The sequence below is a fragment of the Brevibacillus nitrificans genome, from assembly GCF_003710965.1.
GTDB classification, from domain to species: Bacteria; Bacillota; Bacilli; order Brevibacillales; family Brevibacillaceae; genus Brevibacillus; species Brevibacillus centrosporus.
This window is the reverse complement of the sequence record NZ_RHHU01000010.1, coordinates 169,121-190,521: the sequence shown is the minus strand read 5'-3', so window position 1 is coordinate 190,521 and position 21,401 is coordinate 169,121. Positions and strand designations below refer to the sequence as shown.

General features: G+C 53.6%; 18 protein-coding genes. 1 reads left to right on the top strand and 17 read right to left on the bottom strand.

All coding sequences use genetic code 11. The features are described 5' to 3' along the window. Positions 1-79: 79 nt before the first annotated feature. From EDM59_RS14510 to EDM59_RS14495, 4 genes are all read right to left on the bottom strand, one after another. On the bottom strand, positions 80-1,822 hold the full coding sequence (locus EDM59_RS14510) for a hydantoinase B/oxoprolinase family protein (RefSeq protein WP_122924257.1): 1,743 nt from the start codon (positions 1,820-1,822) through the stop codon (positions 80-82). Then, positions 1,823-3,868 (bottom strand): hydantoinase/oxoprolinase family protein, encoded by a 2,046-nt coding sequence (locus tag EDM59_RS14505; protein WP_122924256.1) that lies wholly within the window; start codon positions 3,866-3,868, stop codon positions 1,823-1,825. A gap of 40 nt (positions 3,869-3,908) precedes the next feature. Further along, complete coding sequence (locus tag EDM59_RS14500; protein ID WP_122924255.1) at positions 3,909-4,451, bottom strand: helix-turn-helix domain-containing protein; 543 nt, start codon at positions 4,449-4,451, stop codon at positions 3,909-3,911. Positions 4,452-4,781: 330 nt separating this feature from the next. Further along, positions 4,782-5,423: a LysE family translocator gene (locus EDM59_RS14495; protein WP_122924254.1), complete on the bottom strand. Its 642-nt coding sequence runs from the start codon at positions 5,421-5,423 to the stop codon at positions 4,782-4,784. A gap of 177 nt (positions 5,424-5,600) precedes the next feature. Between EDM59_RS14495 and EDM59_RS14490 the strand changes: the two genes are divergently transcribed. Continuing rightward, positions 5,601-6,335, top strand: coding sequence for a glycosyltransferase (locus EDM59_RS14490; protein ID WP_122924253.1), 735 nt, complete (start codon positions 5,601-5,603; stop codon positions 6,333-6,335). Positions 6,336-6,368: 33 nt separating this feature from the next. Here the strand turns inward: EDM59_RS14490 and EDM59_RS14485 are convergent, their stop codons facing one another. The 13 genes from EDM59_RS14485 to EDM59_RS14425 form a co-directional block, all read right to left on the bottom strand. After that, positions 6,369-9,443 (bottom strand): ATP-binding protein, encoded by a 3,075-nt coding sequence (locus tag EDM59_RS14485; RefSeq protein WP_122924252.1) that lies wholly within the window; start codon positions 9,441-9,443, stop codon positions 6,369-6,371. Between the two features lie 105 nt (positions 9,444-9,548). Then, entirely contained in the window at positions 9,549-10,259 is a 711-nt protein-coding gene (locus EDM59_RS14480) for a B3/B4 domain-containing protein (protein ID WP_122924251.1), read from the bottom strand. Positions 10,260-10,383: 124 nt separating this feature from the next. Further along, on the bottom strand, positions 10,384-11,025 hold the full coding sequence (locus EDM59_RS14475; protein ID WP_122924250.1) for a precorrin-2 dehydrogenase/sirohydrochlorin ferrochelatase family protein: 642 nt from the start codon (positions 11,023-11,025) through the stop codon (positions 10,384-10,386). A gap of 22 nt (positions 11,026-11,047) precedes the next feature. Next, on the bottom strand, positions 11,048-11,839 hold the full coding sequence (gene cobA, locus EDM59_RS14470) for a uroporphyrinogen-III C-methyltransferase (RefSeq protein ID WP_122924249.1): 792 nt from the start codon (positions 11,837-11,839) through the stop codon (positions 11,048-11,050). Further along, a complete protein-coding gene (gene cobT / locus EDM59_RS14465; protein WP_122924248.1) occupies positions 11,836-12,885 on the bottom strand; it encodes a nicotinate-nucleotide--dimethylbenzimidazole phosphoribosyltransferase in 1,050 nt (349 codons plus the stop codon). Before cobT ends, cobA begins: the two co-directional genes overlap by 4 nt. Beyond that, on the bottom strand, positions 12,882-14,402 hold the full coding sequence (locus EDM59_RS14460) for a cobyric acid synthase (RefSeq protein WP_122924247.1): 1,521 nt from the start codon (positions 14,400-14,402) through the stop codon (positions 12,882-12,884). Before EDM59_RS14460 ends, cobT begins: the two co-directional genes overlap by 4 nt. Next, positions 14,395-15,783 carry a cobyrinic acid a,c-diamide synthase CobB gene (locus EDM59_RS14455; protein WP_122924246.1) on the bottom strand — a complete coding sequence of 463 codons (1,389 nt, stop codon included), beginning with the start codon at positions 15,781-15,783 and terminating at the stop codon, positions 14,395-14,397. The genes EDM59_RS14460 and EDM59_RS14455 overlap by 8 nt, the downstream gene beginning before the upstream one ends. Further along, entirely contained in the window at positions 15,780-16,922 is a 1,143-nt protein-coding gene (locus EDM59_RS14450) for a cobalt-precorrin 5A hydrolase (RefSeq protein WP_122924245.1), read from the bottom strand. Before EDM59_RS14450 ends, EDM59_RS14455 begins: the two co-directional genes overlap by 4 nt. Then, positions 16,922-17,701 (bottom strand): precorrin-4 C(11)-methyltransferase, encoded by a 780-nt coding sequence (cobM, locus tag EDM59_RS14445; protein ID WP_122924244.1) that lies wholly within the window; start codon positions 17,699-17,701, stop codon positions 16,922-16,924. Before cobM ends, EDM59_RS14450 begins: the two co-directional genes overlap by 1 nt. Beyond that, complete coding sequence (cobI, locus tag EDM59_RS14440) at positions 17,698-18,417, bottom strand: precorrin-2 C(20)-methyltransferase (protein ID WP_122924243.1); 720 nt, start codon at positions 18,415-18,417, stop codon at positions 17,698-17,700. Before cobI ends, cobM begins: the two co-directional genes overlap by 4 nt. Then, on the bottom strand, positions 18,414-19,646 hold the full coding sequence (cbiE, locus tag EDM59_RS14435) for a precorrin-6y C5,15-methyltransferase (decarboxylating) subunit CbiE (protein ID WP_122924242.1): 1,233 nt from the start codon (positions 19,644-19,646) through the stop codon (positions 18,414-18,416). The genes cobI and cbiE overlap by 4 nt, the downstream gene beginning before the upstream one ends. Continuing rightward, entirely contained in the window at positions 19,609-20,745 is a 1,137-nt protein-coding gene (locus EDM59_RS14430; RefSeq protein ID WP_122924241.1) for a cobalt-precorrin-5B (C(1))-methyltransferase, read from the bottom strand. The genes cbiE and EDM59_RS14430 overlap by 38 nt, the downstream gene beginning before the upstream one ends. A 4-nt stretch (positions 20,746-20,749) precedes the next feature. Beyond that, positions 20,750-21,400 (bottom strand): precorrin-8X methylmutase, encoded by a 651-nt coding sequence (locus EDM59_RS14425; protein ID WP_122924240.1) that lies wholly within the window; start codon positions 21,398-21,400, stop codon positions 20,750-20,752. Between the last annotated feature and the right edge of the window lies 1 nt (position 21,401).

Here is a 21,401-nt window from a genome sequence, read left to right as displayed (position 1 = left end):
CATTGGTCTGCTTTTGGTCGCAGACATGTGCGAGAGAATCCCCCACAGCATGTCTGCCTACAGCTAAGTGTACGAAATCTTACTGCCGAAACTGTGCTCGCTCGCTTGTTTCCCCGCGCAGCTCATACGTCGCTGGGTCGATCAGGACACCGTACTTCATCTTCGCCTGCTCTACTGACACATAGCCATTCTTCGCATCCTGTGCCACTTGCTCCGCAGGGCGATGGAAAGGATGACCATAGCCGCCGCCCGTTCCGGTGACCAGCTTCACGACATCGCCTTTATTCAACGGATAGCGTGCAAAGATCCCAAACGGTCCATCGATTTCCCCATTGGCTTTCTCCACATAAAACTCGTTGGGAGAGCCCGAATCCCCGCCATGGAATCCCCACGGCAAGAACTTGTTGCGCCCAAAAGTCACTGTCACCGCTTGCTGATCTGTCATGGCCCGATAGGAGCGCACCACACCTGATCCACCGATGAACTCACCTGCTCCCGCGCCGTCGCAACGCAAGCTGTACTCATCGACCATGACACCGTACCGTGCCTCCGCAATCTCAACGGGCATATTGTAGGTCTCCCCATCCCCGATGCAGAACTGTCCACGGACGCCATCCTGACCCTCCCCTGCTCCCCATCCGCCTACAGAAGGCTCGACGATCAGGAAAGGCTCGTCCGTTACATGATGCTTACCGGACAAAGTGACCGCGCAAACGGAAAGGAAATGGCCTGCTGTCAATCGCTTCGGCAGGATCGGTGCCAGAGCTTTCCATACGAGATCTCCCCCGGCCGATCCACTTTCCCAATACACAGAGACAGGAGCCGGCCGCTCAGCGGAGAAGATCGTACCCGGATCGGCAATAATCTCCAGCGGTCGGAATACCCCATCGTTAATGTCGTGAGAAGGATTGGTGATCGCCAAGTAAATCGTGCGCACATCGGATACCAGTGTCGTGTAGGAGCAGTTTACTGGTCCCAGCACTTGCGGATGGCTTCCTCTGAAGTCGCAAATGAACTGATCGTCTGTGATCGTGACTTTCACCTGAATGCGAAACGGTCCATTTCCCATTCCGTCCGAGTCGATGTAGTCTACGGCTTCATAAACCCCATTTTGCAAAGAGACCAGCTCCTTGCGCGCGAGCTGCTCGCCATGATCGAGCAAATTCTCGATGGAAGCGGTAACCACGTCTTTTCCGTGTTTTTCACACAGCTCCTGGAATCGTCTTTCCCCGGTGCGTAGTGCCGCTACCTGTGCCCACATATCGCCCAGCGAAAGATCGGGAAAACGCACGTTGGCTTGAATGATGTCCACCAAAGCTTGGTTGACGACTCCTTTATCAAACAGCTTGACGCAAGGAAATTGCAGACCTTCCTGAAAAATGTCCGTCGAGTCGTTCGTAAAGGACCCCGGATCTTTTCCACCTACTTCGGTCCAGTGCGCTTTGTTCGCAGAAAAGGCTACGATTTCGCCTTCGTAGTAAATCGGCATGACCAGACCTACGTCAGACAGATGAGAGCCTCCACCACTGTACGGATCGTTGATAATGATGATGTCGCCAGGAGACAGATTCTTGCCTTCCGCAAACTTCTTCACGGTATCCCGCACCATAAAGCTCAGATTGCCGATAAAGCCTGCTACCCCGTGCCCTTGTGTCAGCAGCTGCCCCTGTGCATCCGTCAATCCGCACGCGTAGTCCAAAACTTCATAGATGATCGGGCTCATGGATGTGCGACCCAAGGTGTAAAACATCTCATCCCCGATGGCGATCAAGGAGTCTTTGACGATCTCGAGGCTAAACGGGTCTACTTTATTTATGCGCATCTAGTTCACCCCCGTGAGAATAATCAGGTTGCCGTACTCATCTACCGTAAGCGACTGCCCCGGGTGCATGACCGTTGACGAGGAACGCTCCTCTACGATCGCAGGTCCCTCGAAGCTGGCCCCGGGCGACAGCTTATGACGGTCGTAGACGTGGGTGGTGACCCAGCCTTTGCCCTCGAAATAGACGGGACGTGATTCAATGATAGCTTCAGATAAAGGAATATCCGTTATCTCCAGCTTTTTAAGTGTTGGCTTCTGCACTTTGCCAAAAGCCGTTACATGGAGGGACACGATTTCTGTCTCTGTCTGCTCGAGGCGGAACGTGTACGTTTTTTCATGGAGCTGATGGAATCTTTCCACGATCTCGGCGAAAGTTTCTGCCTGCCACTCACCATTTGGCACCTGAACTTTGACCGTATGCTCCTGCCCCACATAGCGCATGTCAGCAAAGCGCGCGTAGAGTACCGCAGCCCGGTCGAGTCCGTCTGCTTCGTACTGCTGCCATGCTTCCTGCTCCAGCGCATCCCACGCCTGGTTGATTTCCGTGATGTCCGCCTGCCCCAGACGCTTGATATACGTCTGAATGTAATCGCGCCGCAAGTCGGTCATCAGCATGCCCCAAGCCGAGAAAACAGATGATGCTGTCGGTACCACTACCTTTTTGACACCCAGCTCTTTTGCCAGAATCGGCGCGTGCATGGGTCCTCCGCCTCCGAATGCGACGAGGGTAAAGTCACGCGGGTCGTAGCCTTTGCGGACAGAGACGAGCTTCAGTGCATTGAGCATATTGGAGTCAGCGATTCGAATCATCCCGAGAGCCGCTTCCTCTACCGACATGTCAAAATGGCTGGCAACCGTCTCGTGAATCGCTTGCTTCACCTTTTCCAGATCGACGTTGTAGCCGAAGTTCCTCGCTGCCAACCGACCTGCTACGAGATTCGCATCGGTCGTAGTCGGCTTCGTCCCCCCCATGCCGTAAGCGACAGGCCCAGGGAGCGCTCCCGCAGACTCGGGTCCCACTTTCAGCGAGCCCGCATCATCGATCCAGGCGATAGATCCGCCTCCGTTTCCGATTTCCACGATATCGACGACAGGCACCTTGATCGGATAGCCGGCACTTCGCTCCGAGCGCTCGATGTAGTAGTCCGTAGATACCTTCACTTCTCCTTTGTCGATAAGCGAGCACTTCGCTGTGGTGCCACCGATATCAAAAGCGATCAGGTTTGTCTCCCCGATCAGCTCGCCGAGTACCGCAGCCCCGTACACACCGGCTACCGGACCGGACTCTACCATGTTGATCGGAGTTTCCTTTGCCTGGGCAAACGTGGTCGTTCCCCCGTTTGACTGCATGATGTAGTTGTAGCTGTCTACCCCATTTTCTTTGAGCTTTCCTTGCAGCTTGTTGATATAAGAAGCTGCTGTCGGCTTCACGTAAGAGTTCAGTACCGTAGTATTGGTGCGCTCGTACTCTCGCCATTCCTTCGTGACTTCATGGGATGCAGTCACGTGGACTTCCGGCCAAAGCTCTTTGATCAAAGCAACAGTAAGCTGCTCGTGAACCGGATTCACATAAGCGTGCAAATAAGCGATTGCAACCGCTTTCACTTCTTCCTGTTGAAAGTAGGAGACGATCCTTTTGACCTGTTCGCGATCCAGAGGACGAATGATTTCACCCTGGTAATTCAGACGCTCCTCCACTTCCAGCCGCAAATGGCGGGGAACGAACGGCTCAGGCTTGTGGTACCGCACGTTGAAAAGATCCGGGCGATTCCCACGGGCGATCTCGAGCACATCTCGGAAGCCCTTTGTGGTGATCAGACCCGTCTTGATTCCCTTACGTTCCGTCAGCGCATTGATGATGACGGTAGAGCCGTGAATGAACGTATGGATCGCTTCTTTTTCGATGCCGCTTACCTCGATCACATCCATGACCCCTTGTTCAAAGTTCGGCGGTGTCGTAGGACTTTTCGCGACGCCGATATCCCCTTGCTCGTCCACGTAGACCAAATCGGTAAATGTGCCGCCAATATCTGTTGCCACTCTCATGGAGATCCCCCTTTTTGCAAAAGCGTGTAATGGCTGTCTATCAAAAAATGACTGGCGTGAGTACGCAGAGCAGCTGTGTTTCTTCCTGAAGCGGGTTCTCGTACTCGTGCTCGATATGCGATGGGAAGTGAATGGAATCTCCCTCTCGCACGAAGTACTCCTCTCCCGCAATCTCAAATAGGACAGCCCCTTTGAGGACAAAGTAAAATTCCTCCCCGGGGTGGCTAAAGGTCTGTTCTTTTTTCTGATTCGGGGCCAGCTTGACGATCATGGGCTCCAGCGAGCGTTTGGGGAACTCTCCCCCCAGTCGAATAAAAGAGGTAGCAGAGCTCTCCACGCGAAATGGCTTCTGTTCCTCTGTCTTCACATGGTAGTTGGCGTGCATCTGTTCTTCAAAAAAGAACGTCATAGTGACACCAAACGCATCCGCAATCTTTTTTAGCGAAGTAATCGCGACAGAAGAAGCGCCCCGCTCGATCTGGGATAAAAAGCTGACAGACAGATTCGTTTTTTCGCTTAAATCCTTCAAGGTCAGCCCTTGTTCGATCCGTAAATCCTTAATCTTTTTGTGAATATCATCCATGCTTTTTCACCTGCTCATCATCTATTACGGAATTGCAGTATTCGAATGACAATTCCATATATTCTTCATTTATTCTGATATTACTATAATCAATTACCGTTTTACAATAATTAATTCTTTTATTACTTCATTTATTTACACATATACGAGAATGAATACATTCATAGCGGAAAGAAGACCTCACGGCTCAAATCGACTTGTTCGTCGATATGCTGCTCAAGCGCGCAGAGGAGAACAAGCAAAAATAACGGCAAAAAAGCCAGCCAAACATGTACATGTTTGGACTGGCTTTTGTATGATGCGAGGACAAGACGCGTCAGTCCTGCCCGACTATGATTTTCCTGGACTGGCAAAAGCGGAGAACACACCCAAAGAAATATAAATCCAGCCTGTGATCCGATTTTGCAGCCTGGTCCCCACCTTGCTCCCCGTCATCCGCTTACGAATATGCGCGGCAAGAAGGGCATAGCTGCCATCGCTGAGAAAGGCCAAGACAAGAAAGAGAATCCCCAACCCGATAAACTGTGCAGGGACGGAGCCTGCTGCAGGTGAGATAAACTGCGGAAAGAATGCGAGAAAAAACAATGCCGTCTTCGGATTCATGATTTCTACTAGCGCTGACTGGTAGAGAATCTTCTGCAGATTGACAGCAGGTGCTTCTTCCTCTGTTTCAGCTGCCTCAGCTTCATTTCGAGAGAACAAAGTCTTGCATCCTAAATAGATCAGGTAAGCTGCCCCTACATATTTCACGATGGTAAATGCAGTCGCCGATGTCATGAGAATCGCTGAAACTCCCAGCGCCCCTGCCACCACGTGAACGGCTCCACCAAGCGATACTCCCAGCACGGATATGACTCCCGCTCTTTTTCCCTGGTTGATACTTCTCGCCATAATGTAGAATACAGCTGGTCCCGGTATGATTAGCATAGCTAGCGCCGCGACTACAAACAGCCAAATCGTTGTCCACTCCACCAAGCATGCCTCCTTTTCTAGAAATACCTTAAAAGAAGATTGCTCTCACCAAAAGGGGCAGTTTTCAATGGTTGCTGCAGGTCAGTGTGCTTGTATCTCGCGACGATATCTGACTAAAGCAAAAGCTGACAAACTCCCATACCTTATAGAAGCTGCTGCTTCGCTTGGTAAAGGAGAGTGGGTCAAACAGTGGGAAAAGGCAAGAAAAAAATCATTGTTGGGATTGCTTTCAACTCGAAAAAGCTAACGTACAACCGCAAAAAGAGATTCTCAAAGCGTTGGATCAAGAGTCGCATGAAGATCTTTATGAAGTATACGAGAAGGAGCCTGCAAAGACAGACGAATCAAGGCTTTGACGCTCTCATAGAGTACGAAGACCGTTCCCGAAAACACATCAAGAAGCAGCTGCGAAAATACAAAAAGCTCCCGAGAAATATCAGGTTCATCCCGAAAAGCATGTATCAGAGAAGCATCAAGAAGCGTCTGAAGGGCTATCGTTATTTATACCTCGTCCGCCTGGATTCGGATGACCTGTACCGTAGAAGCTACATCCAGCAGCTCAGGAATCATCGCAGAAGAAAAGGCGTCAAAGCAATCATTAACCAGAATGGCTATATGTACGACTCGAAAAAGAAGCGAATTGCCCCGATGTATGCCAAGTCCCCTGCCTTTTATACGCTGATCTATAAAGCCAAACGCTATCTGCGCGGCAAACGGTATAAACTTCGCGGAGGGCATCCGGCTGTCATTCGCCTGCGCCATGACAAGCTGCGTCTGCGAAACTATGTGCATATCATCCACTCCGGCAATACGACTAGCAAATTTCGCTCAAAGCGCAATAAGATAATCGATAAACGTCGTGTGGTCAAAGATCGCCGCAGAGTCAGGAGTATCCTTTCTTCTTTCATGTAAAAGAAGCTGCCTAGTGAGCTAGGCGGCTTTTTCTCACTCCCGCTCGGATTGACTTTGCGAGATTCGGATCTCGACACGTGTGCCCACATTCGGCTTGCTAGTGATTTCCAGCTTGCCGCCCATATTCTGAAGCCGCCTTTCTATATTGCGGAGCCCGACACCCTTGCGCTTCATTTGCTGGGTCTTTGCACCAGCCGAAAACCCAGGTCCGTTGTCTTCTACCCGAATCACCGTATCGTTATTTTCAGCGTAGACAGCAAGCTTTACTGTTCCACCTGACAGTCTGGTCGTCACGCCATGACGAATGGCATTCTCCACGATCGGCTGTATCGTCATTGGGGGGATATTGCCTAACAGATCTTCCTCCACTTTATAGATCATATCCAATCGTTCTCCAAAGCGTATCTGCTCAATGCGAAGATAGGCTTCTACCAGCTCCAGCTCTCGTTGAATGGGGATCAACTTTTCATGCTGCTCGAAATCAAAGCTATGCCGCAGATACGTACTAAAATCAAGCAGCAAATCTTGCGCCTTTTTCATATCGTCTTGGCTAACTGTCAGTATGGCCGTTAAAGCATTGAACAAGAAATGAGGCTTGATTTGGGAACGTAAGAACGCCATCTCTGCTTCGATCGAGTCACTGACAGAGCGTTTCATCTGTAAAAGCGTCTTTACTCTGGCTCGCAGCTCCAGCGCCTCGACGGGCTTGGTGATATAGTCGTTCGCTCCTGCGGCAAAGCCTGCCAGCAAATCTTCCTTTTGGCCGCGCGCTGTCACCATCAGTACAGGCAGCTCAGAAGCTGAGTACTTTTCCCGCAGCCTCTGACAGACTTCGTACCCTGACATTTTCGGCAGCATCACATCGAGAATAACCAGGTCCCAATGCCGCTGCTTCTCCAATGCCTCCAGCGCCTCATGCCCGTCAGAAACGGCTACAATCCGGTACGGCTCTGTCGCGAGCAGCCTCATCATCACGTATTGATTGGTCGGTTCATCATCCACCAGCAAAATGGTGGCTTCCTTTTTCTCTTTTGCTGATGCCTGCGTAAATGGCAAAAGGGCAGGAGGGAGATCCTCGGAAGCAGCAGCTGCCAAACGCGCAACGGAATGCATCATGGCTGACTCGATATTACTTGGGTGGATGGTATCTCCACTCCTGCTTGCTGCAGGCATGGTAAAGGAAAAGCTGGTTCCTTGACCGACTGCAGAGGTGACAGAGATCTCGCCTCCGTGCCGTTCCACGAGCATTTTGCATATGTAAAGACCGAGTCCTGCTCCCTCCTGACTCGTTCTACGATCTCCCTGCTCAAATCTATCAAAGATTTTTTCCTGTCGATCCTCCGCGATTCCGATCCCTGTATCGGTAATCCGAATCTCCACCATCTTTCCCATTTGCTCCGCTTCGACGGTGATGGTTCCAGCCGGTGTAAACTTAATGGCATTGTACAGCAAGTTAAAGATAATTTGCTGGAATCGCTGCTCGTCCGCTTCTATCCAGTGCAGCTGCTTCGGCACTCGATTCACGAGTCGTACCGATTTTTCATCCGTCAAATAGCGCATGACATCTAGCGCAACCGCCGTCACGTCGTGCACATCCAGGCTAGACAGCCTCAGCTCCATTCCCGCCTGCAGATGGGAGATATCCAGAAGATCGTCCAGCAGATAGGTGAGCCGCCTTCCGATCCCCACGGCCAGCTCCAGCTCCGCTTTTTGCCGGTCAGTCAGCTCACCAGCCCCTCCATCCACAACAGCTTGCAAAATGCTTAACGTAGCATGAAGGGGGGTACGCAGCTCATGCGATGTATTGGCAAGAAACTGGTCCTTCGTCTTGTCCAGAACCAGCAATCGTTCGGTCAATTGCTCTGCTTTTTGCAAAGCTGTAAAGTACCCGCGCGTACTTAGCATCGCCAGCGATAGTGCGAATCCGATGATCTCCAGCGGAATCCAGCCGTCATCCTGCGTCCAGCCAAGTGCCCGCAGGTTTTCAAAGACTCCGTAGAAGAGCAGACTCAACGTGCTGATCACCACCCATTGCACACTGGATGGATTGTGCCACACTCTGCGAAGCATGCGAAGGAAATGATACATGACCGTCATCCAGCAGATGAAAATAAAAACACTTTGCAGAAAAGTAAATTGTTTGGCTTCCAGCAGCAGGACCAAGATCGCAGAGAGACTGATGAGCGTCAGCAGCACTCTGCTGATCGTATCCTTCACTTTTGGCAGCACGATCTGTTTCATGAACAGCGAGTAGGTAAAAGCAAGTGCCAGCATGGAAAGAAACTGGATGCGTGTCGCCCAATCATAGGACAAGTCAAACCAGTCCAGAGCCACGCGCTCACGGCCGGTAACAAGATACAAAGCCGCAAAAAGATTCGACAAGGAGAAGTAAATGAACTCCCGGAATCGACGATTGTACGCATACAAAAGCAGGAAATACAGGCTAAATAAAAGAAGGACGCTTCCTGCCGTCGTATCAAAATATTCGGAACTGCGCTTGCTCGCCAAAGTTTCTTGTATAGGGCCAAGCATAATCGTACCAAATACGCCGCCACCTGCTGCAAAATCAAAATTGGCTACCTGCAGGACGAGATCGACCTGGTTTCCCGTTACGTTTGCAAACGACAAATACGGGACGTTTTTTGCGATCACTTCTTCTGGATGAGGCGATGGCTGGCCCTGCTGCCCTACGACCTGCCCGTTGATGAGCAGACGATGGGAGGAACGTATATTGGAAACCCGAATTCCCCAGATGCTCTGTTTCGCTTCGGGCAGCAGTACCTTTAGATGATACGTGCCGTAGCCGAGGGACGTCTTCTTTTTGTCGGACACGTACTTGTCCCACTCCCCGGGAACCTGGACGATAAGCGGCGGAGTCCCATCCATCGGCAGCTGCTCGCTTGTGACCAGCTCTCCCCGGTAGAACTCCCATTCTCCGTTCAGTTGGATACTGCCATTCCCGGCGAAGTCCCAGCTGCTTGCGTCCAGGACGCCTTGCTTGGCAAATGGCATCACAGCCGGTTGGTACCAAAAGCCCCATGCTAGCCGAATCCCCATGAGCAGGAAAAACAGGGTGAAGATCATCAGCAGTTTACCTTTATTGGCCATTCTTTCCCCCTCTTTCCTGATGGTCCACTCCACATTTTGCCAGATGAGAGGTCGATGTTGTCAAGGACAAATAAAAAAGACCTCGCCCAAGCGAGGTTTTCAGCCTTAACCCAAGAGGGTCATTTCTCTATGATGAATATCCAGCACTTCCATTCTCACCGTTCCGCCAAGATGATAGGAGACAAGTTCTGACAGCTCGTTCAGCGCCGTATGAAACTCATCGCTTCTGGATTCATCTATCCATTCCATACAAAGGAACGCATTTCTCGTATTTTCTGTCAGCATCGTTCTCTCGGCTTCTCGCCAATTCCAGCATCTACAGATGGCGCCTGCATCATCCTTGTAGACGATTTCTCCCTCGTACGGCGAAGCATTCTCATCGCTTCCCAATGGAACAAACGGTTCGCTGCCATTTGCCTGGGTAAGCCGAATATCGCCTACAAAAGTATCCAGATCTTCGCCACCACACGGAAGCCCATAACGCAATGAAATGGAATTATAGATGTCTACCAGCGGATTTATGGTTCCGATGTGATTGCCATTTTTCACCCTTTTTAATAAAGCTTCAATGGAGCATCTTGCTCCTTTCTTTGTCTTGAATTTCTGGTAAGCTTCCCGCCAAACGGATATGACTGGATTGCTGCTGAACTCTTCCAAACGGAGAAATTGATCGGCATCTGCCTCAGCCTCCCTCAGCAGCTTCTCGTAGAGTTCTACATCTCTAATAGAATTATCCATTCCTCGGCTAATCACCACTCCGATTTTGGCATGCGGAAACAGCGACCAAAACTCATCTTCCACGATGAATCTAGACATGAGATACTCATTCCTTTCCTTTTCCGTTTTGAAAAAAGAACGATTGCTAGATTGCAAATAGACAATTCCAGGCTTAGCGCGAGCAAGAAAAAGCTCTCACCCTAAGTATGAGAGCTTTCTCTTATTATTCTCCAGATTCCTGTCCTTGCAGCAATCGTTCTGCTTCCCGATCTCTGCGCTCAAGCTCGCCGCTCCTCGTCCAGTCCAAAAAACGCTCGTCAAGCAGCTCTGCGAGAATGGCACGCTTCTGGCTCTCGGACAAATGCAGGCGAAGAACGCGCTGCCGCATTTCTCCGAGAAACTGCGTGTAGTCGCCGTACTCCGGTCCAAACCATTCCTCTACCTGCGTACGCAGCTTTTTCGCCAAACCGGGGTTATTGCCTCCCGTGGAGATGGCGATCTGCATGTCGCCTCGCTCCACCACTGCCGGCACAGTGAAGGTGCACAGATCTGGCCGATCGACGATGTTGATCCACTGCTGAGGCCGACATGCCTGGTAGACCGCTAGATTAACGTCTGGCTGGTTCGTAGCCGCTATGATCAGCACCGCTTTCTCTGTGTCCGTGGGTTCAAAGATGCGACGCTCCCAAGCAATTTTGCCTTGCTGTGACCACGTGTCGACCTGAGCCGTACACGAAGGGGCGACGACGTACACATCCGCGTCCGCATCGAGCAGACCGCGGATTTTCCGCTCCGCCACCAGCCCGCCGCCTACGACCAGACAACGCTTCTTTTGCAGATTGACCATCATCGGGTAATAGCGCACCAGGCTTTGCGCCCCTTTCGATTTAGCCTATAAGGTGTTCATTCGTTTCTGCTCGTGCTGTCTCGAACCAGTTGATCTTGTCCCGCAATTGTACCACGTTTCCTACCAAGATAATCGCCGGGTTGGTGATCTCACGGTGTCCAGCCAAGCGCTCCTCGATGTCAGCGAGTGTACCTGTCAGCGTCACCTGCTGGGGAAGCGTCCCCCACGAGATGATCGCGACAGGCGTCTGTGGATCTCGCCCATGCTTGATCAGCTGTGTGCGGATCAACGGCAGGTTGGCGACACCCATATAAAAGGCGACCGTATCGATGCCGGTAGCAAGCGCACGCCATTTCTCTGTCGCCAGCTCCGGTTTGTCTTCGCGCAAATGTCCTGTGACGACAGCAAACGACGATCCGTGCTCGCGATGCGTCACGGGAATCCCGGCATAGGCAGGGGCCGCTATGCCAGCAGTTACACCTGGCACGATCTCAAAAGGAATGCCACGCTCTGCCAAATGCTCCGCTTCCTCACCCACACGCCCAAACACACAGGGGTCTCCCCCTTTGAGCCGCACGACCACGTTTCCTTCCAGTGCCTTTTCCGCCAGCAGCTCGTTAATTCGCTCCTGCTGCAGCGTATGGTTATCTGGCAGCTTGCCGCAGTAAATGCGCTCGGCTGCAGCTGGCGCGTGCTCCAGCAGCGCTGGATTCGCCAGACGGTCGTATACGACTACATCCGCCTGCTGCAAGCTCTCCAGCCCTTTTAGAGTAATCAGCTTGGGATCTCCCGGGCCTGCTCCGACCAAATAAACTTTGCCCGTCCCGTTCATCGGTCACTTACCCCTGCCGAGGCAAAGGTCGCCATTTCACTTACCATCCGAGCAGCCGCTTCGACAATCGGGAATGCCAGCGCTGCACCGCTGCCCTCACCCAAGCGCAGGTTCAGGTCGAGCAGAGGCTCCTTGCCTAATGTCTTCAGTACAAAGGCGTGCCCCGGCTCCTGCGAGCGGTGTCCGCCGATCAAATAATCCGCCGCTCCCGGCTGCAGACGGACTGCCAGGAGTGCCGCTACGGTGGCGATAAATCCATCCAGCAGGATCGGTACGCGACGGGAAGCCGCTCCGAGGATGGCACCTGCCATCGCCCCGATTTCCATCCCGCCTACCTTTGCCAGCACATCGATTGGATCATGGGCGTCTGGTCGATGCAGCGCGAGCGCTTCTCTCACCACTGCTTTTTTTCGCTGCCAGCCCTCATCCGTCAGGCCGGTTCCGCGTCCCACGATCTCATCCGGGTCGGCTCCCGTCAAAGCGGACAGGATCGCACTGCTCGCGGTCGTATTGCCGATGCCTACTTCCCCGACGATCAGCACTTTCGCTCCCTCTTCCACAATCTCGTGGGCCGTGTCCATGCCGATCTGGATGGCACTCTCCGCTTCCTCGCGAGTCATAGCGGCTTCCCGCAGAATATTGCCCGACGCAGCCTTGATGCGCTTTTTGGTGATGCCAGGTGCATCGACTTCCACCGCTACCCCTACGTCTACGAATTTCTGCAAGGCGCCGATCTGACGGGCAAACACGTTGATCCCTGCTCCACCCCTCGTCAGGTTCAGCAGCATTTGGGCGGTTACTTCCTGCGGATAAGCGGACACGCCTTCTGTCGCAACGCCGTGATCTGCAGCAAAGACGATGACTCCTGGTGGGGTCACGGCTGGGAATGCTTTTCCTGTCATTGCAGCCAGCTCGACTGCCAGCGTCTCCAAACGTCCCAGGCTGCCAAGCGGTTTGGTCAGTTGATCAATATGCTGTCTGGCTTGTGCGGCCGCTTCTTCGTTTCTTGGCTCAATCTCGATAAGCTGTTTCGTGGAATCTCTCATCCTGCATACACCTCTTTTTCCTGATAAAGCCTCATTTGCTCTTCGATAGCCTCTATGTTGACATGCTTGCGGACGGTATCGGCCAACAGATCGTAGCCTTGCTCCCGCAGCGCCACAAAGGACGGGCGATCCATGATCGGGGAAAGTCCTTTCTGTTCTCGAATGGCATTAAGCAGCCGTGTCCGGAATTCATCGTTGTGGAATAATCCGTGGAAATACGTCCCGATGAGCTTCCTCTCCTGCGTGCAATAGCCGTCAGTGCGATCCGCAAGCTGAATGAACGGTGCGTCGTTCTCTGTGTAGACCGATTGCCCCATGTGAATCTCGTAGCCTTCCAATTCTAGCATGTGGCCAGCAAAACAGGCAGTACCGCGAGAGAGTACAGTCGTCTTGCGCGGCTCCATCGTCGTTACCATCGGGATCAGGCCAAGCCCTGCCATTTCGCGCAGCGGCGACTCCACCCCTTCTGGATCATGAATGGACTGGCCGAGCATTTGATAGCCGCCGCAAAGACCAACTACATACGTCTTTTCTCCGCTATGCAGCTCGCGGATGCGGTCTGCCAAACCTGTTTCATGCAAAAACTGCAAATCCTCCAGCGTGTTTTTGCTGCCCGGCAGGACGATCAGATCAGGGTCACCGAGCTCTTCCAGACGGCTGACAAAACGCATGCGGCAATCCGGCTCCACAAAAAACGGATCGATGTCCGTAAAGTTGGAAATGCGCGGGTACCGTATGACCGCGATATCAATATCTCTCGGAGTCTCTCGCTGACCCTGATAGCGATGCAGGATGAGCGAATCCTCCGCATCGATCCACAAATCTGGGATAAAGGGAACGACACCGAGCACAGGCTTGCCTGTATACTCCTCAAACCAATCCAGGCCCGACTGCAAAAGCGTTAGGTCTCCGCGAAAACGGTTGATGACGACTCCGATCACCCGCTCCCGGTCCTGTGGCTCAAGCAGCTGAAGCGTCCCCACCAGACTGGCAAAGACGCCGCCCCGCTCGATATCCGCTACCAGAATAACAGGTGCATTCGTCAGACGGGCCACCCGCATGTTGACCAGCTCCCGGTCGTTCAGATTGATTTCCGCCGGACTGCCCGCTCCCTCGATCACGACCCGTTCGTAGTTCTCGGCGAGCCGAGTATAAGACTCTTGGATGATCCGCAAGCCTTGGTCGTAAAAATCGGTCCGATACGCCATCGCTTTCATGTTTCCGTACGGCTCCCCGTTGACCACGATCTGCGACTCAGAGTCACGCGTCGGCTTGATCAGGATGGGGTTCATATCTGTCGTGGCGAGCACTCCTGCCGCTTCTGCCTGCACGCCCTGCGCCCTTCCGATTTCCTTGCCGTCGATCGTCACGTAGGAGTTGAGTGCCATGTTTTGCGATTTGAAAGGAGCTGTCTTGTGACCTGCCTGGGCGAATATTCGGCAAAAGGCAGTCGCGATGGCGCTTTTCCCCGCATCCGAGCTGGTCCCTTGAATCATCAACGGAAGCGCTTTAGGCACGCGCGCCCACCTCCAGGCAGCGTTCGAGCCAGCGTGTAACCAGCTCTGGATTCGAGCCAAAGTGCAGATGCGTATAGCCTGCAACCAGATTCCCTGCTACGAAGCCCTCTGGCTTGGTCCCGCGAAGGCCCTTCGTCTCGTAGGCATGCGGCAGCTCGGCATCCGTAGCGTACGTGGAGTAGTGGAATTCATGTCCTTTAGCCTGCTGCCCGGTACCCAGGAGGAAGTTTCCTTCTTTTCCACGCACCTCGCGATAGCCCAGTGCAGCCAGTTTCTTTTGCATCGTCACTTTACCTGGGATCAGTCCGACCATCGGATAGCTCTCTCCATCCGTCGTTACGATGGCTTCCGTCAAAAACATGAACCCGCCGCACTCAGCCAGCGTCGGCAGACCGCCGCCAATGGCTGTACGGAACGATTCCAGTACCGTTTGATTTTGGGAAAGCTCGGAGGCAAACTCCTCCGGGAAGCCGCCCCCTATGTACAATCCGTTCGCCTCAGGTGGCACTGTCTCCCCAGCTAGCGGTGAAAAGAAGCGCAGCTTGGCACCGTACGCTTCCAGCAGCTCCAGGTTTTCCGGATAGTAAAAATGAAAGGCCGAGTCCTTGGCCACGGCGATCATGACACGCTTTTCTTCCGGCAACTGCGTAGCTATTGGTGCAAACAGCTTCGGCTCTGCCTGCAGCTCCTCCGCTTTCGCGAGCTCCCAGATCAGCTCCAGGTCTACTGTTTCCCCAATCAGATCCGCCAGCTTCTCGAACAAAAAAGACAGCTCTCCACGCTCTACAGAAGGAACGAGGCCAAGATGCCGCTCTGGAATCTCCAGCTCGTTCTCTCGCTTCAGGTAGCCGACCACCGGAATTCCGCACTCCTGCTCGATGGCTGCCTTGACGATTTTGTGATGGCCTTCGCTTCCGACCTTGTTTGCGATGACGCCGACGATTCGCGCCGCAGGATTCAAGAGCTGAAAGCCTTTGACGATGGCTGCTGCACTGCGCGCCATGCTCTGGCAGTTGACCACGAGCAAGACAGGTGAGCCCGTCAAAATGCTGATCTCCGCCGTGCTTCCCTTGTCGCTGGTCGCTTCCTTTCCATCGTACATTCCCATGACGCCCTCGATGATGGAAATGTCCGAGCCCGCCGACCCGCGAACGAAAATCTCCTTGACCGTGTCATGGGAGAGCATGAAGCTGTCCAAATTGCGAGAGGCACGCCCCGTAACCGCCGTGTGGTAGGTCGGATCGATGTAGTCAGGACCGCACTTGAAGCCCTGCACGATGTGTCCTTTGCGTTTCAATGCCGCCATCAGCCCGATGGTCACGGTCGTTTTTCCCGCTCCGCTGCCGGTTCCGGCGATAACGATGCGACGACTTTCGCTCATGCGCGTCCCTCCCTCTGATACGGCATCAAGCCGACGGAAATGGTCGTATTCCCTGATTTTTTCTTGGTCAGCACCAGCTCGCCTACGCCTGCATACAGCTTGGCAGCCGGTTCGCTCACGCCATAGGCTCCGGTGAATTTATAGACTGTCTCCGACGGGTCCTCGATCTGCACCTGATTCAGCTGCTCAGGTGAGTACCAGACAAAGGGCCAGCCGTATTTTTCGCAGACGGCGATCAGACCAGCCTCGTCCTTCTTCAGCTCGATAGTGGCGAGCGCCTTTACGCTTTTGATCGAGAATTGCAATTCATCCAGCGTCTCCTTGATCACGGCTTCGATCTCTTCTGCCGATGTCCCGCGATTGCAGCCCATGCCGAGCACGATCACCTTTGGGCGGTACACTACGCCGTTGTTCAGGATGGATTGCTCGTCTGGCTTGAGCAGCCTGTGCGTAACAACCAGCGCCGCTTGTGGCTCGACTGCCTGTGCTTCTGCGATGGTCCTGTATTCTTGAATCGAAGGCGGCATAGGAGTATCGTGCATCCACCAGTCAGACTCCCCGGACTCATTGACGACTGCCACCCGTTCTTCGTTCACCACGGATGCACTGACTGGTGTGAGCTTTTCAGCCGAATCCCACTCCCAGCCAAAACGACGGCCGAACAAATCGACCGGTATCGTCTTCTGTACATCAGAAGCCGTCGTAATGATCGGGCGTGCTCCCATCACAGCAGCTACCTCGCGTGCCAGCTCGTTTGCCCCGCCGAGATGACCGGACAGGACGCTGATGACGTTTTCGCCGCGATCATCGACGACGACGACGCCCGGATCTTTCTTTTTGTCCTCCAAGAGCGGTGCGATCATGCGCACAACTGCTCCTAGCGAGATAATGATAATGAGTCCTTTATAGGCAGGCCAAAGTGCAGGAAACAGCATCCGCACGCTGTTCGTGAACAGCTGGATTCCGCGAGATTCTTCATCTCCGCGAGCAAACTTGCTCATGTAGTACAGGTCCGTCCCCGGGAACTTCTGCGCCAGATCGCGTGCCATCTCGACCCCATGCTTGGTAATCGCCACGATCGCGTAATCCCCGCGTTGCTGGATGACCGGGATTTCTCCCTCTTTCAGTTCAATGACCATTACTCTTTCACACCTTTTCTGTACCCGTGCGTGAAGGTTTTGTCATAAAGCTTCGAGCGGTACTGCTCGTTTTTCTCGTGGATATGGGGATCAAGTGCCCAACCCGCCAGGATCATGGCATGCTTGCGGATTCCGTTTTTGCCCATGTCTTCGTCGAGGTTTTTCAGCGTCGTACGCAGGATGAACTGATCCGGCCAGCTTGCGCGCTGTACCACTGCGACAGGTGTGTCCTCGCTCCAGCCCGCCTCAACCAGCTCACGCACGACCTTTTTGGTCAGGGTAGCGCTCAAATACAGAGCCAAGGTGCTATGATGCTCCGCGAGTGCACGCAGCTTTTCCCTCTCTGGCACAGGCGTACGCCCTTCTGCACGAGTCAGAATCAAGGTCTGTGTCAGCTCGGGAATGGTCAGCTCTGCACCTACTGCAGCCGCTGCTGCGAAAACAGAGCTCACGCCAGGGACGATCTCCACTTCCACACCCGCTGCTTTCAAGAGCGCGATCTGCTCCATAATCGCTCCGTACACGGACGGATCGCCAGTCTGCAAACGCACGACCGTTTTGCCCTGGCTCACGCGATCTACCATCAGCTCTACCATTTCTTCCAAAGCCATCCCAGAGCTTTGCAGCACCTCCGCATCCGGATTGCCCAAGGCTACCAAATCCTCGTTTACGAGAGAGTCCGTGTAGAGAATCACGTCTGCCTTTTGCAAGAGCTTCAAGCCTTTTACCGTAATGAGATCGGGATCGCCCGGGCCTGCGCCTACGATGTACAGCTTCATGATTTTTTCACCACCATCAAGGTAAGATAGCTGAGCTCTGCGCGCTCCAGCTCCCGCACATCTGTCCACACCATTTCCTCTGAAGAGGTCACTTTCGTAGCAACAGCCGCTTTGTCCACCAGATTCATTTCTTTCAGAAGTCCGATGATCATCGGCAAGACTTTCGCCACCTTCAGGAAGATGACGCAATCGTGTGTCGCAATCGCCTGGCGCATCGCTTCCTTGTCTTCTGTAGCCGGGATGATCCCGATCTGCTCGTCGCCGTCTGCGAGCGGCAGATTAAAGCGGGAAGCCGCTCCCAAAAACGAGGAAACGCCTGGAACCGTCACAATCGGTACCTCGGGGTGCTCATCCTGCATCACGCGCATCATATGAATAAAGGTGCTGTAGAACATCGGATCGCCCTCTGTGACGAACGCCACGTCCTTGCCCTCGGAGAGACGCTCCCAGACCAGCTCCACCGTGTTGTTCCATTCGCGCTCCAAAATTTCCGGATCACGGGTCATCGGGAATACGAGCCCGAGCATTTCCTTATTGCCGGCAGCAGGCTGCACATACATCTCTGCGATTTGATGCGCGTAGCTCTTGCTGCCCATTCGCTTTTTCGGATAGGCGATAACCGGCGTTTGCTGCAGCAGACGAAACGCCTTTACTGTAATCAGCTCCGGATCGCCGGGACCTACTCCCAGTCCGTACAAGGTACCGATCTTGGTCACTTGCTGTCTCCCCCTTTTTCTTCCTCGACCTTTTTGGCCCATGCTGTGATGATGTAGATCGGATTTAGTGCTTCAAATCGAGTCAGAGACAAGATCGGCTTGCTGCGCGACAGCTGTGCGAGCGTTACAGATGTCTCAAATCCCTCTGCTGCAAAAGCCTGTGTCGCCTCATACAGCGTTTCGATGGTAGCGGCATTCACTACGATCCGGCCATTTGGACGCAGACGTGTGCAGCAGATGTTCAAAAGCTCGCGAAGCTCTCCCCCGCTGCCTCCGATGAAGACAGCATCCGGGTCCGGAAACGTGTCCAAACCGTGTGGTGCCCGGGCATTCACTACTGTCAAATCCGTGCGAAACTTGGCCATATTCTGGCGGCAGTTTTCCAGATCGTCTGCGTTTTTCTCGACACCGTATACTTCTCCATCCCGTGCGATACGCGCTGCCTCAATCGCTACCGAGCCTGTGCAGGTACCGATGTCCCAGACAATGCTTTTGGCATGCAGCTGCAGCTGCGCGATGCTCAGGATGCGCACTTCTTTTTTTGTAATGAGACCTTTGTCCGGCTTGCGCTGAGAGAACTCCTCGTCCGCGATGCCAAAAGGCCAAACCGGACTTTCCCGACGTTTTTTCAGGATGACGACATTCAGATCGGAAAAGACGCCGTCGGCCATTTCATCCAGCGTGTACCAGCCCGTTTTTTCCTCGTCGCTCCCCAGATTTTCTGCTACAAATGCGTCGTACTCCGTCATCCCAAACGACAGCAGATAGCCTGCAATCGCTGCCGGACTGTTTTGGGCGTCCGTCAACAGGGCCACCTTTTCCTTGCCGTCTATGCGCTGCGCCAGTCCCTTGATGCTGCGACCGTGTACACTCATCAGTGCCGCATCCTGCCACGCTTCTCCCATTTTGGCAAAGGCTAGCTGAATCGAGCTGTGATGGGGATAAATCTCCACGTTCAGCTTTTTGGCGAGCAGACTGCCAATTCCGTAGAACAGCGGGTCGCCCGATGCGAGAATCACGGTCTTTCTCGTCTCGCTGCGCAGCTCTTCTATCAGCGCCGTAAGACCACCTTTTAGCACACGTTTTTCGCCCGCGTACTCAGGGAAAAACGACAGATGTCTCTCGCCGCCTACTAATAGTTCACTTTCTTCTATCCTTGAACGGTACAACGGCAGCAGGCTTTGCTGTCCGTCATCCCCGATCCCGATCACTTTCATGGTCTGTGTCATCGATCGTCACCTTTCCCAACAGGGACCCTTTCATCGTAATGATCACGGTCTCCACCTCGATCCCGCCACCTACTTCCTGCAGGGCGGCACGGCAGCATTTTTCGCACATGATTTCAAAGAAGGCAGGCGTGTCAGCCATCAAATCGCCTACCTGTGCAGCTGTGTTCGCCCCGCGAATCTGGGTGAGCAGCTCTTCGGATGCTCCTGCTTGCTCCGCCATCTGGGCGAGATGTCCAAAATCAATGGGCGCGCTTTTGGAATGCACCATCATGACTCCCTGCGCGACCTTGGAGAACTTGCCCATCATCCCGACGAGCGTCACCTTCTTCATCTTCTTGCGCTTGCATTGCTGCAGGGAAAAACCGACGAAATCGCCCATCTCTACAAAGGCCTCCTCCGATAGCTGCGGGTACATCTCGATCCCGTAGCTTTCGGTTTTGCCTCCTGTAGAAAGGACGATATGCTCGCAGCCCGCTTCCTTGGCGACATTGACTGCTTGTGCCACACTCGCCTTGTAGGCAGAAGTGGAAAACGGCACCACGATTCCGCGCGTCCCCAAAATGGAGATGCCGCCGAGTATACCGAGTCTTCCGTTCAACGTTTTCTTTGCAATCTCTTCGCCAGCTGGCACCGAGATCACAATCTTGATTCCCCGATCGATTTCAAACTGATCGAGGACCTCCTGCGCGGCTTCGCGGATCATTTTTCGCGGAACGGGATTGATCGCCGCTTCGCCGATAGGGACAGGGAGCCCTGGCTTGGTCACCCGTCCTACACCAACTCCTCCGTCCAAAACGATCCCTGGCTCATCCAGCCACTCCACCGTACTGATGATCAAGGCACCGTGCGTCGCATCCGGGTCGTCACCGCCATCCTTGACGGTAGACGCAGTCGCCATAGCCTCGGTGAACTCGCAGCTCTCCATCTGGAAAGTCACGGTTTCACCGATCGGCAGACGAATCGTTGCTTCCCGCTGCGGTTCTTGGGTGATCAGCGCGAGCAAAGCAGCCTTCGTCGTCGCCGTTGCGCAGGATCCTGTTGTATAACCGTGGCGAAGGGGTTTTGCCTCTTTGTCATCCGTCGCTGCTTTTGCCGCCATGGTTTTAGTCCAACCGTTCCGCCATGATGGAAATGGCATTCAGTGCCGCAACCGTTACCGTACTGCCGCCTTTGCGTCCGATATTCGTAATGAACGGAATGTCCAGCTTCGCCAGCTCTTCCTTGGACTCAGCAGCGGATACAAAGCCAACTGGCATCCCGATGACGAGACCTGGTTTTGCTTCGCCTTCTTTCACCAAGCGAATCAGCTCGAGCAGAGCGGTAGGCGCATTTCCGATGCAGTAGATGCCGCCGTCCGCTTCCTTGATCGCTTTGCGCATGGAGATAATCGCACGCGTGGTGTTCAGGCGCTTTGCTTCCTCCATGACATCGCGGTCGGAGATGTATACGTTTACCTCGCCGCCATATTTTTCGATGCGGTTTTTGCTGATGCCAACCTGCACCATCTGCACGTCAGCTACGACCTTTTTCCCGCTGCGGATGGCTGCAATCCCTGCCTGAATGGCATCCTTGTGGAATACGAGGCTGCGTCCGAGATCGAAGTCTGCGGATGCGTGGATGACACGCTGTACGACAGGGAATTGCTCCTCCGTAAATGGATGCTCTCCCAGCTCATCCGCGATGATTTGGAAGCTCAGGTCTTCGATTTCTTGCGGCTGTACAGTCATTGGTTTGAAGTCGGTACGAAAATCCATG